Source organism: Methanolobus sp. ZRKC4 (genome assembly GCF_045291305.1).
Taxonomy (GTDB): domain Archaea; phylum Halobacteriota; class Methanosarcinia; order Methanosarcinales; family Methanosarcinaceae; genus Methanolobus.
On record NZ_CP146983.1, the window covers coordinates 1,186,015 to 1,201,448 of the forward strand.

General features: G+C 41.9%; 12 protein-coding genes. 3 read left to right on the forward strand and 9 right to left on the reverse strand.

Annotation, left to right across the window (positions count from 1 at the left end):
* Positions 1–8: 8 nt before the first annotated feature.
* From glmS to hisS, 8 genes are all read right to left on the reverse strand, one after another.
* Positions 9–1,838: a glutamine--fructose-6-phosphate transaminase (isomerizing) gene (gene glmS, locus V7O67_RS06255; protein WP_406671255.1), complete on the reverse strand. Its 1,830-nt coding sequence runs from the start codon at positions 1,836–1,838 to the stop codon at positions 9–11.
* 10 nt (positions 1,839–1,848) lie between these two features.
* On the reverse strand, positions 1,849–3,066 hold the full coding sequence (glmU, locus tag V7O67_RS06260; protein WP_342305709.1) for a bifunctional sugar-1-phosphate nucleotidylyltransferase/acetyltransferase: 1,218 nt from the start codon (positions 3,064–3,066) through the stop codon (positions 1,849–1,851).
* 145 nt (positions 3,067–3,211) lie between these two features.
* A complete protein-coding gene (locus tag V7O67_RS06265; protein ID WP_342305708.1) occupies positions 3,212–3,670 on the reverse strand; it encodes a 30S ribosomal protein S15 in 459 nt (152 codons plus the stop codon).
* A 197-nt stretch (positions 3,671–3,867) separates the two neighbouring features.
* A complete protein-coding gene (locus tag V7O67_RS06270) occupies positions 3,868–5,100 on the reverse strand; it encodes a hypothetical protein (RefSeq protein ID WP_342305707.1) in 1,233 nt (410 codons plus the stop codon).
* Positions 5,101–5,113: 13 nt separating this feature from the next.
* A complete protein-coding gene (locus V7O67_RS06275) occupies positions 5,114–5,611 on the reverse strand; it encodes a hypothetical protein (protein WP_342305706.1) in 498 nt (165 codons plus the stop codon).
* A gap of 278 nt (positions 5,612–5,889) precedes the next feature.
* Entirely contained in the window at positions 5,890–6,450 is a 561-nt protein-coding gene (locus tag V7O67_RS06280; RefSeq protein ID WP_342305705.1) for a hypothetical protein, read from the reverse strand.
* Positions 6,450–6,944 carry a hypothetical protein gene (locus tag V7O67_RS06285; protein ID WP_342305704.1) on the reverse strand — a complete coding sequence of 165 codons (495 nt, stop codon included), beginning with the start codon at positions 6,942–6,944 and terminating at the stop codon, positions 6,450–6,452. Before V7O67_RS06285 ends, V7O67_RS06280 begins: the two co-directional genes overlap by 1 nt.
* On the reverse strand, positions 6,941–8,176 hold the full coding sequence (gene hisS / locus V7O67_RS06290) for a histidine--tRNA ligase (protein ID WP_406671257.1): 1,236 nt from the start codon (positions 8,174–8,176) through the stop codon (positions 6,941–6,943). The genes V7O67_RS06285 and hisS overlap by 4 nt, the downstream gene beginning before the upstream one ends.
* A gap of 340 nt (positions 8,177–8,516) precedes the next feature.
* Here hisS and V7O67_RS06295 point away from each other — a divergent pair, with 340 nt between their 5' ends.
* From V7O67_RS06295 to V7O67_RS06305, 3 genes are all read left to right on the forward strand, one after another.
* Positions 8,517–12,575 carry a hypothetical protein gene (locus tag V7O67_RS06295; RefSeq protein WP_342305702.1) on the forward strand — a complete coding sequence of 1,353 codons (4,059 nt, stop codon included), beginning with the start codon at positions 8,517–8,519 and terminating at the stop codon, positions 12,573–12,575.
* A gap of 54 nt (positions 12,576–12,629) precedes the next feature.
* A complete protein-coding gene (locus V7O67_RS06300) occupies positions 12,630–13,184 on the forward strand; it encodes a sarcinarray family MAST domain-containing protein (RefSeq protein ID WP_406671258.1) in 555 nt (184 codons plus the stop codon).
* 128 nt (positions 13,185–13,312) lie between these two features.
* A complete protein-coding gene (locus V7O67_RS06305) occupies positions 13,313–14,611 on the forward strand; it encodes a TrpB-like pyridoxal phosphate-dependent enzyme (protein WP_406671259.1) in 1,299 nt (432 codons plus the stop codon).
* Between the two features lie 93 nt (positions 14,612–14,704).
* On the opposite strand, the gene V7O67_RS06310 is transcribed toward V7O67_RS06305, so the two are convergent.
* Positions 14,705–15,430 (reverse strand): mechanosensitive ion channel family protein, encoded by a 726-nt coding sequence (locus V7O67_RS06310; RefSeq protein WP_342305699.1) that lies wholly within the window; start codon positions 15,428–15,430, stop codon positions 14,705–14,707.
* Between the last annotated feature and the right edge of the window lie 4 nt (positions 15,431–15,434).

Consider the following 15,434-nt stretch of genomic DNA (forward strand, 5'->3'; position numbering starts at 1 on the left):
TAATGGGCTCATTCCACCGTAACACTCTTTGCAAGGTTTCTGGGTTTATCAATGGAACAATCTTTTGCAAGTGCAGTATAATATGCAAGCAGTTGAAGCACCACAGAAGAAAGTACAGGTGAAGTCATCTCATGTGACGGTGGAATCCTTAGTACCACATCAACATACTTCTCTATCTCAGTATCATCTTCATTTGCCACAGCTATTACAGTTGAATTCCGGGCCTTAACTTCCTTGATATTGCTGAGTATTTTGTCATAGGTGTGACCCATTGTTGCAATGGCCACAACCGGTGTTTCTTCCGTGAGCAGTGCAAGAGGTCCGTGCTTGAGTTCTCCTGCTGCATATCCTTCGGCATGTATATAGGATATCTCTTTAAGTTTCAGTGCCCCCTCAAGAGCTATGGGGAAGTTAAGGTAGCGTCCGATAAAGAAATAATCTTTCATGTCAGCAAACTGTTCGGCACACTCCCGGATCTCTTCTTTCCGGTTCAGAATTTTTTGTATCTGTCCGGGAAGACGCTTTATATTCACTATCAGATTCTTCGCTTCTTCAGCAGAAATCACTCCTCTTGCTCTTCCCAGGTGAATGGCAAGCATGTAGAGTGTAATAAGCTGTGCCGTAAATGTCTTTGTCGCGGCGACTCCGATTTCAGGGCCTGCACGGGTATAGACAACACTGTCTGATTCCCTTGTAATCGTGCTTCCAACGACATTGGTGATAGCAATGTTTCTGCATCCGTATGACTTAGAGCTCCTGACTGCTGCAAGTGTATCAGCAGTCTCTCCTGACTGTGTAATAGCAATCGTTAGTTCTTCTCCGCAAAGGACAGGGTTACCATACCTGAATTCAGAGGCAGTTTCAATATCAGTATGGATGCCGGTAAGTTTTTCAAAAAGGTATTTTCCCAGTATCCCTGCATTCCAGGAGGTGCCACAGGCAATTATTGTTGCCCTTCGCAGGTGTTTAATCTGTTCAGGTGTCAGGTACAGTTCATCCAATGTAACGGTTCCTTCAAGCTCTGATAATTTACCTGCAAAGGTATTCTGGATCGAGGTGGGTTGTTCATGTATCTCTTTCAACATGAAATGCTCATATCCTGCCTTTTCAGCGGCTTCCAGATCCCATTCGATGGTTTCCGTATCTCTGGAAACACTGTTTCCATCAAGGTCAAATATTTCAATAGAGTCTGGTTTTAGAAAACCTATCTCATTGTTGTTGATATAGATTACTTCCTTTGTATGCTTTAAAAAAGCAGTGACATCTGATGCGGCATAATTGCTGCCGTTCCCTATTCCTATAACAAGGGGACTATTTTTTCTGGCAAAAGCTATTATGTCGGGCTCGTCAGCACACAGGGCTGCAATTGCATATGAACCATCAAGTTCTTTTATTGTTTCTGCAAGGCTGTCAAGCAGGCATTTTTTTCCACTGCAGTTCATATTGAAATGCAAAAGATGTGCTATAACTTCAGTATCCGTTTCAGACTTGAATTCATATCCAAGGTCTATCAATCTTTCCTTGAGTTCCATATAATTTTCGATGATCCCGTTGTGGACCACTGAGATATTAGATGAGAGATGGGGGTGAGAGTTTCTGGTTTCAGGTTTTCCATGCGTTGCCCATCTTGTATGTCCTATACCGATGTTTCCCTGCATATTCTCAGGAATTATGGCTTCCAGGTTCTTTATCCTTCCAGCTATCTTGTATGTTTCAAGTGATCCGTTGAAAACAGAAATACCTGCAGAATCATATCCTCTGTATTCCAGCATTTTGAGTGATTCAAGTAAAATGGGCACGGCTTGTCCATCACCAATATATCCAACTATTCCACACATTTTAATCACCTTAAATCAAGATTGAGTCTGCTGGAATATCCTGTGTAATCGTTTTACCTGAACTTATGCGACAGTTCACAGATACCAAATTTCCTGCACGAACAAGCACGTTGCTTCCAATCTCCGTATCATCACCTATAATGGTCCCGAGCTTTTCTGCGTTTTGCAACTCGCCTTCGATCTGAATAAGCATCTCAGTATTTTCTTCTGTGATGAAATTTGGTCCCGTTGAAACGTTACTTCCAATTACTGAACTGGATACATTACTGTGGGTGCTGATACGTACATCATTCATGAGGATACTATTCTTTATGTATGTGAACGAGGCCACTGAAACGTTATTTCCAATGCATGTAGAAGGAAGTATGACAACATTTGGTCCGATGTCACAATTATCTCCAATGACTACTGGTCCGACTATATATGAGCCTGCTCTGATGGTGGTGTTATTTCCTATTGATACGCTGCCTTTGATATTTACTCCATCTTCAACCTTTGCTTTGCTGATGTCGGTTTCAAAGTCACCAAGTACAATTGTGTTTGCTTCCAGCAGGTTCCATGAGTACACAGCATCAAGCCAATCTGTATTGGTTATTGCCATTGTCACATCTATTCCATTATCGACCATTGATTGGAGTGTGTCAGTTATGGCATATTCTCCAGTTGCCGAGATTGGTGTTTTTTCTATCATTTCAAATATTTCTCGTTTGAATAGATATGTTCCTGTGTTGATCAGATGACTTACAAGCGTCTTTGGTTTTTCAATGATTTCCTTAACATTCTTTCCTTTTGCAACTATTACTCCATAGTTGCTGACGTCGTCTTTTTTGCATGTAAGGATTGTTGCATCGCCTTGTGCACCGTTTATAAGATCCGATATTGTATCGGGGCCTATTATGTTATCACCATTCACAACAATAAAGGTCTCTTCATTCTGGCCAATCATCTGGCGAGCCTGAAGAATGGCATGTGCGGTTCCGATTTGTGTTTTTTGTTCAATGTATTCTATTTTGACGCCAAAATCTAACCCGTCTTCAAAATGATCCATTATGCGTTCTTTTTTATATCCTACTATCAATATAATTTCCTTGATGTTGTTTTTTACAAGGGCATTGATGACATGTTCAAGGATGGGTTTGTTTGCTACCGGAAGCATTACCTTTGATCTTGCAAGTGTAAGGGGCCGGCATCTTTTACCTTCACCGGCTGCGAGAATGATTGCTTTCATGGCATACAATGATCTTTAAAACAATTTATAAGTTACCTTCGAAGGTATTTTAAAATAGATTCACTTTACAGTTGAAACTAAGAAAAATATAATTACAAAAAAAGAATTAAGTTTGGCCTTTCGGCCAAACATTTGTATTGATTATTTATCTTGTGATCAGCATTGCAGCTGTCTCTGGCTTATACTTCCAGGTAGCTGGAAGAACCTTTGTGGACTGGTAATACTTAACCAATCTTCTAATCTTTGCTTCGGTATTCTGAAGGGAACGTTTGTTGTGAACATCCTTGTTGTTGCTGTCCATATGTTTCCTCAGTCCGATAGCCTTTACGATAAGGTTGTACAGGTCCTCAGGTACGGCGAAATCCTCACCATTCTCTCTGAGTATCTGTGTGACTTTCTTGCCTGTTGCGATCTTGACGTCAGGTACACCATATTTGTCCCTGAGTACCATTCCAATTTCACTTGTGCTGACACCCTGTTTCCACATGTCATTCACTACAGTTGTCACTTCTTCAGTGGTCATTGTGGACCATGCCGGTGCTTCGGTACGAAGTGGTCTTGTTGGGCCGGACTTTCCTTTTTTCCGGGTATGCATTTTTGCCATAAGCTTCCTCCTGATAATTGTAAATTAAGTTCTGATTTAATGTGTATAGGTTTTAGATACTTACCAGATCGTTGAACTTGGGAGACAATCTGATAATATGTTAATGTGATTGGCGAAGTGCTTCCTATGAATACTATCATCTAATATATATGTTATGATTGATGGAATCGCTTTTGCGAACTCTATTTTTTTAGTCCTCACCATATAATGAGCACAATGTCTGCACCAGCCGGATTCGCTGTTTTATATATTGCATCTAATTGGATGTTGGCAAGTTCATATCTTGTGCTGTTGTCCGTGGTATTACATATGAGTGCGATAGTCTTGTTGATATCATCACTCTGGTAGTTAATGATATGATCTGATATGAGCTGAGTGTTCACATCCATTATTACAGTATTGACTGTGTCTACAATATCCAGGCTGATACTTTGTTCTTCCGGGTTTATTGCTATGTTCAGTCCGTAAAGGTCATTTATTGTGTAGTTCATGCATCCAAGGGCACTCTGTATCACAGGGCTGCTATAATTTTCATCATCAGGACCTGCAAGACATGCCAGTTGTTCACTGTTTACCGATATCTCAGTGCTATTTAGTGATGACAGATAATCATATGGAAAAACGATATCTGTAATTATCTCTGCACATCCACCCGATGCAATTCCAATGCTGTCGTTGAACATATCACGCAGCTCTTTATCCGGCTCAGGAGAATTAATCGCATTGTGTATTTTTGTCTCATTGAAAGGCTTGTATATCTCTTCTTTTGTGACCAAATATGTTACAGGTAGCGATATCCTAACTTTTTGCTTGATTGCAGTTTCAGGTGCTTCCTCTCCTATTACTATATCACTTTGTAGTTTATATCCGATAACAGGCTGCCAGTGGGCTTCAAATCTGTAATTATATCTCTGTCCTATGGTTCTTTCAAGGTGAGCTTCTATTTGCCTTTCAGTTTCAAAGCTTTGCATTTTTGTCATGGGATTAAGAGGTTTCATAGTACCGTTCTCTGTCTGGTACAAGCTCAGTACCAGACCCTCGGCTACAAGGTCTGAAAAGGTGCGATGGCGTTGTTCTTTTGTAAATACTGTCTCCTCTGCATCTTCAAGAATTGAATTTTCCGAGAGGTTTACATTGATGCCTGCCAGATCAGTGGGTTTTAATGTGTACTCAAATTCATCTACGGTGCTGCTCATGATGGTATTCATTAGGCACATGTCCATAACCTGCGCTGAAGTATAAGATGCCGATCGATATTGCTCATCTGCTGCAATAGAAGGCAAAAGAATTACTGCGGAAATAGAAACCAGGATTAGGAAGAAAATGGCATCGATGCTTGATGAGAATGCATTCTCATCCCTGAACATTTCAGAGAGATGGCTTTTTTTCCCGGTGGGTTTAGATTGTAGCATGTCGATCTCCGTTTTCACATTTCCACTTGTTTCATTCCCACTTGTTCTGCATGATCTTCACAGTAATGGTTCCGGGAACGCAGCGTGCATTGCTTCCAAGTTCAATGACAACTGGCACTGATGATGCAATGACATCCCTGCCATTAAGTGAAACTGCCCCGTCTACAATTGTCCATTGGTGGTTTCCATTGTCTGTTACCGCTTCAACATAAAACTCAAGATTGGGGGAAAAACGCTGGAAGAACATATAGCGTTCCTCATTTGCAGAGGAAGTGGTAATCCTGTCAAGTGATTCTGCAGAAATGAGTTCAGGTCTGCTTCCCTGAAGGGGTGGATAAGATGCAATGTCCTGTGCTATCATGGCAGCCTGCTCATAGTTTTCAAGTGCCTGTGAATTGTCATTGAATGCGATGAATGTCTTTGACAGGATAGCTGCAAAAACAACAAATCCAATAACCACCATTGCGGTAGCTATTATATCGTTGTTCGGCTCAAGAAAAGCTCTTTCATCACTGGTAAACGAGGACATATTCAAGTTCATTCACCTCGCTTCCGTCTGTTACAAATACGTGTTTTTTTTCTATATGGACTTCTTCACTGATGTTCAAACAGAACTCTTCTGCTGCGGTAATGGACAGGAACTCTGTCAGGTTTGTGTATGGAAATAGTAACTATTCAGCCTGATAAAAACGCTATCAATAACAATCTTGACAAAAAGTTGAAACGTAAATTTCATTAGGATCATTTATTTTGATTGTTGCTATTGATTGCTTTTTTGATTGTTAGATTGTTAGTGAGCAGACATCTCTATTTCGATGAAATCAGTACCAATAGGCAAATCGTGCCAGGCTGAATAGTTACTGGAAATATTGAATTAACAGGGTGGCTTGCATTTCCATCTGCTGCAAATTCTCCTGTGAGGAGATTCCTGAGATTTTCGGGACTAAAGGGTAGTGTCCTGTAATTCAGAGGTTTGACAACAGCCAGGTTGTTTCCACTATCCGAAAAAGTGCAGCTTACATATTCTCCGGTGACTGAGATATTTAGTCTGCCACGGTTAGTTAGTTGTCTTGCAGAACTGTCAAAATTGTATATTTTCACTGCATTGTCTGTACCGGAATGAATACTTCCCAGCGAATCAATGTTTGATGCCAGGTCAATTGCGAGTACTTCCAGCTCATTCTTTTTGACCATATCTGATGAAATGGAAGTCAGATTATATACTGCGGCAAAGATGACCACAGTTACTATGATGAGTGCTGTTTTTGAAAGTATCAGGTCTACCCACGCAGTGTTATCATCAGTAAAGCTTTTCGTACCAACTAACGAAGAAGGATCTATGGTATTAACTATTGTCCGTTTTTTCATTACAACTGGGACTTATCACTAAGTGTAATAAAAATTTTTCTATTTTGATCGCGGACACTTTCCATGGTAATTATGTGCGGACCGGGGCTCAGGACAGCGCATCCATCAAGTGAAACATTAGAATAAAATGCAATGGACTCTCCGATGATTTGCTTTCCGTTGACCTCTATGTAGTAGTTCCGGGAATCGGAAGGCCAATTATCCTCTTTCCCCGGGACAGCTCCCATTACAAGTTTTGTATTTGAAGGAATATCAATTTCAAGAGTTATATTGCTGCCAGCTCCCCTGGAAGACATCTGGTCAGCATGACCTTCTATTTCCGATATTACAGCTTCAGTAGCATACATTTCCTCATTTTCAAGTAGTGAGGATACTGCTGTTGATAGTAGAAGCAGCAATGCTCCTATGGCAATAACTGCAACCACCATTCTCATGGGAAGGGCATCTGCTGCCCTTTCATTTTTTATGATGCTTATCGGGGATTTTTCCATCATTTGTTTGTAAGTTTTTGAATGACATCTTCGAGCTTCAGGAGCTCCTGATCACCGCTGTCCATGTTTTTGAGGGTAACCTTCCCGGCTTCAACTTCATTTTCACCGATGATTACGACATAATGGGCGCCTATATGGTTTGCATAGGATAGCTGTGCCTTGAAATTGCGTTTCATAAGGTCGACGTATACCGGCATGTGTGGTCGCAGCTTTGTGGCTGCTCTTACAGCTTCTAGGCGGGTGGAATCTTTGGCTATGATAACGACCGGTTTTTCGTAATCCGGCTCTATCTCGCATATTTCCATTATCCTGTCAAAACCTAATCCGAAACCTGTGGATGGTACGTCCCCTCCGCCAAATAGCTTGATGAGCTGGTAAGAACCGCCTCCACATACCTGGTTTTGTGCTCCGAGGCCCTCGGCATATATTTCAAAGACCATGCCCGTATAGTAGTCCAGACCCCTTGCAATGCCAAAGTCTATGACATAATCAACTCCATATGCATCCAGAAGATCCAGCAGTTCCTGGAATGTCTCTATTTCAGGAATGTCTCCCACAAGTTCCCGTGCCTTTGTCACTGCTCCCTCTCCTGTGAGGCATATAAGTTCAAGGAGTTTCATGCGCAGGTCTGCAGGTGCGTTTATTTCCTCAAGGAAATCATTGAGTCCGGTATCATCCTTCTTATCAACGAGTCTCATTATCCTGCTTTGCTGTTCTGTTTCCAACACGCTGAGGAGTTTCCTGATAACTCCAAGGTGGTTTACGTGCAGGCTGCCTTTGATGCCTACTGCCTTGAGCATCTCGCTTGCAAGGGCAATTACTTCTGCATCCGCATCTGCCTTGTTGCTGCCTATCAACTCAACGCCAAACTGCCAGAATTCTCTGAACCGTCCCTTCTGAGGACGCTCATACCTGAAGCAGTTCTCAAAGTAGAAGAGCTTAAGAGGTCGCTGGCTTGCCTGCATCTCATTGACGTACATCCTCATTACAGGAGCTGTGAGTTCCGGGCGCAGGGTCATCTCCCTGTCTCCCTTGTCGGTAAAATTGTAAAGTTCTCCTACAATACCTTCCCCGGATTTTAATGTAAAAAGTTCCAGTGTCTCGAAAGTTGGGGTGATTATCTCCGAGAATCCCCAGTTTTTGACGACTTGACGTAATATGTTTTCTACATATCTTCTTTTTTTAGTATCTTCCGGGAGGAAATCACGGGTACCTCGTGGTTTGCTGATTTTCATTATGGATCAACCTGATAATATGGATGATCTATAAATGGTATTATAGTGATTGTCTGAAAGAAAGTTCTTCCTTCTTCTGATCAAGTATGTCTGGTAGTATAAATGTAGTATATTTTACAGTTTCGATTAGTTCTTGCTTATGCCTGGTGATAGAACAGGACATTATTTTGAAATGTGATGTTCTTTACTGAAGCGGCTGATGATATTTTTAATCATTGGAGTAAATGAATATTGGTATGTGATTATAAAATTTTGATTAAAAAAGAACAAAATAACGAAGTTTAAATAATCTTCTGTAATGCTTTGCTCAGTTCACATCAGCATCAAAAAAGGTTAGTTCATGAATTCATATCCCGCGAATAAAAAACGTTGTTTTAGTCAGGATACCCGGGCTTACATTCCCTTTGCGGTAATTGGTATGTTCATTCTTCTCTTCGCGGTAATAGCATCCGTATATATAGCAAAGACTGATTATGAACTTGCGGAAGTTATCTACACTACTAATACTGCTGATATGGAAAGAGCAGCTGTTGAATTTGCATCTGCTGATCTTGCACGCTGTCTCAATTATGCGGGCATGGAAGCTCTTGTATGGCAGGGTGAACATCCGGTGATAAAACCTGAAACCACTACAAATGAAATTATGGGATCTGATGATTTCTCCGTATCATCCGATAGTCGTGATGTAGAACCCGGTGATACGATAAAGGTATCAGTGTCCCTTCCTTCTGATACATTCAAATTCATTTCCTGTCTCTTTTCGGATAAGCAAAGGACCCTGATTGTAAAAAGTGATTCAGGGACGATATACAAGAAGATAGACTACAATGAATCCCATTCATTCTGGAGCAGCTCAAGTTTCGAGGAAGAGATCGTGATTCCCGAAAATGCTGAATATGGTTACACTTACCTGATTCTGGAATATGACGAAGAGGCAAAGGCAGTGGACTGGTTCCATGTGGGCAGCAGTCCTATTAAAGATATCACTGCGGAGTATTTCAATGAATACCTGCAGACATCCTATCAGGAAAACCAGCATACTTTCAACAATTATGCGGTTAACATAGAACCGAATGTTGATCCTTCGCAAATAAGAATAGATAAGATCAACGGAACCCTGAAAAGGGAGATTAGCAGGTCAGCTTCAGATGATCCTGATTATCCTATATATTATATTATGAACGTCCATGACCTGGATTATACTCTGGTGGACCTTACAACGAACGCATCCAGCACAGATTCCATGAATGTGACAGCTATCATCACTTCTAGAGAACCCTTGCTGGAGCAATTGGTCAACGAATACGAAACAGAGTTAAGCGGCGGAGTTACCTCTGACATCGTACTGGGTGCTACCAATATCCGAACTTTCACATATGGCCCGTGGCAACACTATCTGAACGGTCCGTTGAACATTGTCACCGGTCCGTCATTGACGGCTTCTGTGAATGCCGGCACTCTCTATGCCCAGAAACGTATCTTTGATTCTGTGGACCCATGGGCTCTCACATACACTACTTATTACAACGGAAAAGTTCTCTATAATGATGTCAAACGCGACACCAGTACCTACGAAGATGACAAAGGAAGTAACCTGAGCACTACCTACGATAGTCTCTCAGATGAAGGCACTTTCAATATCAGCGTCTCACAGGGGATAAACAAGTCCATGAAAGATGCCAATACTACAATGGAAGAAGTCGCCAATAATTCAAAGATAGTGGTTTCTGTTTCCAATTTCACAAATGAGGTGTATAGCAACTGGGTCTACAACGATGATGATGTGTGGAAAAGCACGGAATACCCGGACCTGCTGCATGATGTTACTCATGAGGTGTACAGCGGTACGATACAGGGGCAGGTCATCAGAGATGGGTTCAATACTTCAACTCCTTATGATTTGCAGGTCGGATCTACAACTTACGAACCTGCTACATGGCAGGGTGGGAACTCAAAAACTGGTACGGACATTAAGTGGACAGCCCACTATCCAGTCAATGTTTCACATACCTGTGCTCTGACACCTGATTATAATTTTAGTGGCATATTAGATGTAAACCACAAGGTGAATATCGATGCTTCGTCCCACAAATGGTATTATAAATCTGTTACAGTGAATCATGTATCCACAGACGTAGTCTGTGAAGGAGTGGATGTTAATTATGAATACCTTGGAAATGACAGGATAGAAAATCTTGAACGCACAGACGGATACCTGTCTGACGAGAATCATAGTTTTGACTGGAAGGTCACTTACAACGTCAAATTCAGGATCAAAACACGCTGGGACATCGATTATACATATCACTGGTCTTACATGACCTATAATTCATATACGAACAACCGCAAATATTTCAATGGCGACTCTTCCGACTCACTCAAAAATTACCCGCTTAATGATTATACAAAAGTATCCCACACACAGACAGAAACTGAGAACTTCAGCGTTGTATATTATCAATACCTACCTTCCGGTGGGTACAATGGCCTGAGTTCCTACGGTTCTGGAAGTGGCAATGACTACAAATCAAGCACTGTGATTGTCGACGGCATTCCATTAAATGATAAGGGCTGCAGTGATGCAGCAGATAAGTATCGTGAACAGGAAGTCTCTCCCAAACTACCAATTCTTCAGGGCAATTATCTTGCTTACACCAACGGAACACTGCTCCCTGTGGAAACAGTTTATTGCGACGTTCCTGACTGGCTTCATTATAATATGGCAACAGAAATGGAGGAGATGTTCAGTGCCATCAATACGGATAATCCTACCAGGGAGGTATCCTTGCTTGGCGCGAATCTTGGCAAAAACCCAACAACGCTGATACAACTTGCATCTCTGGATCTTGCTGCGGAGATGAAGGGAACGTCAAAACGAGAATCTTTCATCCAACAAGCTCAATACATGGACGCAAGCCAATTCACTACAAGTAGTGCTGCCTGTCGTGCCATTGCAAAGAATGAAGCATACGAGCGCCTGCTCAAAGAGCTCAAGGAAAGAAACAAAAATGCAGAAGGCTCATTTGATCAATACGTTGACAAATCTTTTGAAGAGGAACAGGGCCATTCCCTTCTAAGTCTTTTAAAGAACAAAGTCTCAACCGATGTACTCTTCAACAACCCTGCTATGGATAAGGCTTCAACTGCCCTTGGCGCAGAAATGGGCATCATAGAAACGATGCAGGTTGTAGGAATGCCCAACAGCAAATACAACTGGACCGAAAACCTCATTCTTGTTGTGGACCAGTACCCTGATTATCTCTACCACGACCCGGGTTTCGACCTTCAAAGCCAGTATAAATGGACGGATGAATCCGGCAAGGAAGTATATCCGCTGGCTGTTCGTAATGTCTGCGTATTCTCCACAGGAATAGGTGATGATATTGCAGCAATGCTTGCTGATGCTTCTGAACCCCTGAAAGATGTGGTTTCCCAGTCTATGAGCCAGAGTCTTGCAGATGCAAATGCTGAAATAGATTCTCTGCTTGAAGATATCGGCAGCAACAGTGCAGAGTTTACCATGAAAGGTGTATCTACAGATACAACCCACATAGAAGAGAACCGCACGAGAATGATGGACGCATACAGCGATGCTATCAGACAGCAGGTACCCTTGACGATTGCTAGCGAAGTTTCAAAAGACCCGGTTCTGAGCACATGGATCAGCAGTGCAGATGTAAACCAAATAACTAAAGATTACCTTGCAACTCTATCAGATGCTGAACTTGTAAACATGAGCTCAAACAACACCCTTCAGGATGATATATTTGCTCAGGTCAGCCAGAAAATCATAAATGAGAATCCTTCAATCCCCTCCAATGAAATTGATGTGGCACTATACCGCCTCGAAGCAGACATGCAGATTGGTGTGACAGAAGGAGTGTGCGTAGCTATACAGAGCTGCCAGGCAGTTATCGATCAATGTTTCACAAACATCAATAACGAGTTACAAAACAAACTGGATGAATCAACTGATAAACTGACAGCTCAGTTTGCTGAAAAGATGGAAAAGAGGTTGCAGAAATCTATGAAAATGATTCCTTGCGGATTGCCTGTGTTGCCACCTAACTGGGTTTGTACGGTGAATGTGTGGGAATATGATGTAAAAGGTGTTTATAAGGAATTTGAAGTTATTGATAACGATAATGAATGCATGTTCAATCCATATTTTGGACATGATGCACAAGTTTACATTCGTAAAGATGACAGAGTTGTTCATCCTACAAAAAGAGAAGACGATGGTGGATTCATCTATATTGGGCGTAACCAACCGATTGTGTTTGGCTTTTCTGGGTTCGCAGCAACAATTGTAGGACCAGGGCCAAAAGGAGTTGGAGATAAAGTAGGAGATAGAGATGAAAAATCATTTTATTATGAGGATTTTGAATCACAATTTTGAGGAGCAAATATGAATTATAAATTAGGTATTGCATGTGTTTTATGTTTATTAGTAATGTTTTCAACACCAGTGTCATCTAAAAGTTCCAATTTTAATATTGATGTCTACTACAATGATCAATTGTATCCTGGAGCTTCAACTCCAAAACCACTTTTGAAAATAGGTGAACCATTCAAACTGAGATTTGAAATGACATGTTACAAAAGAAATGATTTGTCAGTAATGTTAACTTCGATTGGGGAAAACGATTTTGACATACTTGAAGGTCCAACATCAAAGTTAGGATTGTTTACAGATGGGGTAATGGAGGTAAATGAGACAAGGGTTTTTGAATGGACTGTGGCTCCAAATGAAGAGTGGGCTGGAGGAAGTGCACCAATTGATTTTTACTACCAAATGACTGATTTGGATACTGCAAAAACGATTACAAGTGGTAGATTCACCGCCGCCTACGTCACAATCTCCGAAGAGTACTACGATGGCCTTGAAACAACGGCAGCGCCCATCGATGACTCTGACAGTCAGAGCAGTTCACCAACAACTCCGGCATTTACAGCGTTGGCCGCTGCATCTGCTATGGTAGCAGCAGTCCTTCTCAGAAAAGAGTAGATTCAATTCACAGAATCTCTTCTTTTTCAATCACTTTGCTGTCCCAAAATAAATCAAAACTATTAAATACCCCGTCCAATGTACTGAGTTATACATCATTGACTTTGTTTTTTTACAGAGGTATAATTATGGATCACACAAAAATATTGCTCGATGAAAACGAAATGCCTAAACAGTGGTATAACATCCTTGCCGACCTTCCGGTAGAACCTCCGCTGAACCCGGCAACTAATGAGCCAATGAATCCCAAGGATCTTGAGCCTATATTTGCAAAGGAGCTCATAAATCAGGAAATAAGCTCTGAGAGGTATATTGATATTCCTAAGGAGATCATGGAGATATACAGCCTCTGGAGACCATCACCTTTACACAGGGCCTACAGGCTTGAAAAGGCGCTGGGAACACCTGCAAAGATTTACTACAAAAACGAAAGTGTAAGTCCTGCCGGAAGCCACAAGCCAAACACTGCAATTGCGCAGGCATACTATAACATGAAGGAAGGTACCGAAAGGATCACAACTGAGACCGGTGCAGGCCAGTGGGGCAGTGCCCTGTCGCTTTCCTGTAATTATTTTGATATCGAGTGTAAGGTTTACATGGTACGTTCAAGCTTCTACCAGAAGCCATACCGCAAGTCACTTATTAACCTCTGGGGAGCAAATGTAGTTCCATCCCCGAGCACCGAAACACAGTTCGGAAGAAAAATCCTCGACATGTATCCCGAAACAACAGGCAGTCTGGGTATTGCTATAAGTGAGGCTATTGAGGAAGCAGCCCTTAATGATAACACCAAATACGCGCTTGGCAGTGTCTTAAACCACACCAGCCTCCATCAGACAGTGGTTGGCCTTGAGAGCCAGGCACAGTTCAATAAGACCGAGGACTACCCTGACATCGTTATCGGATGTTGTGGCGGTGGAAGCAATCTTGCCGGTGTGACTCTGCCTTACATCCGAGACAACATTGCAGGTAAAACTAACACAAGGTTCATAGCTGTGGAACCTTCCGCATGTCCTACCTTGACATCCGGGGAGTTCAAGTATGACTTCGGTGACATGGCACAGATGACACCTCTACTCAAGATGTACACCCTGGGATCAGAGTTCATACCACCAGCCATCCATGCAGGCGGCCTCAGGTATCATGGAGCTTCACCGATTGTGAGCAAGCTCGTTGCAGATAGTATCATGGAAGCAACCTCCTACCATCAGGTCGAAGTATTCGATGCAGCAGTCACCTTCGCACGCAGCGAGGGAATAGCCCCTGCTCCTGAGTCATCACACGCCATCAAATGCACTATTGATGAAGCCCTTAAGTGCAAGCAGACAGGAGAAGAAAAGACTATCCTTTTCAACCTCAGCGGTCATGGTCACTTCGATATGGGTTCATATGACAAGTATTTCAGTGGTGACCTGACCAACGACTAAATTTAATAATTAATTCAAATAGGGTTTAGTGGCATGTTTCTCATGCCACACATTTATTTTTCATTTTTGTTTTTCGAACACTTCAGTCTAATATTAGTTTGATTCCATATCCTTTTTGTAAACAATAGTGCGGTATGGGAATGGTATCTCAATACCTTCTACGTCGAATCTCTTTTTGATTGCTTCTCTTAAATCACAGCCATTATCGTATGCTATGTCTCTGTCTTCGACCCATATAAGTAGTCTGAGTATTACTGCAAAATCTCCCAGTTCCCTGACCCGGACACTTATAACATCTTCTTTTTTAATGTCTGGGTGATGATTCCTGAGCTGACTCAGGGTCATTACATTATTGTTCTTTCTGGCTTCGCAGACCATAATGTTCCTTGCTTTGTCAATATCAGAATCATAACTGATCCCAATATCAATTGGCCAGTTCACAGTAGGGTCTTCAATGGACCAGTTGATTATGGATTCCTCACTAATAACACTGTTTGGAATTATCAGTCTTCTGTTATCCCATGTTCTCACCACCGTATGCCGGAGTGTGATATCTGTTATTCTCCCGTACTCATCTCTGATTGTGACGAGATCTCCAACCCTGAAAGGGCGGAATGCCGCAAGTGAGATGCCGGATATGATATTTGAGAGTGTACTTTGGGCTGCAAGACCAAGAACGATACCCGCAAAACCTGCACTGGCAAAGAGCGTTATTGAAAGTGCTTCAAGTGATGGTATCATGTTTACGACAACAAGGATGCCAAGAATGTAGATACCAGCAACTGTAGAGGATTTCGATAAACTACCATCAATACTCATACAA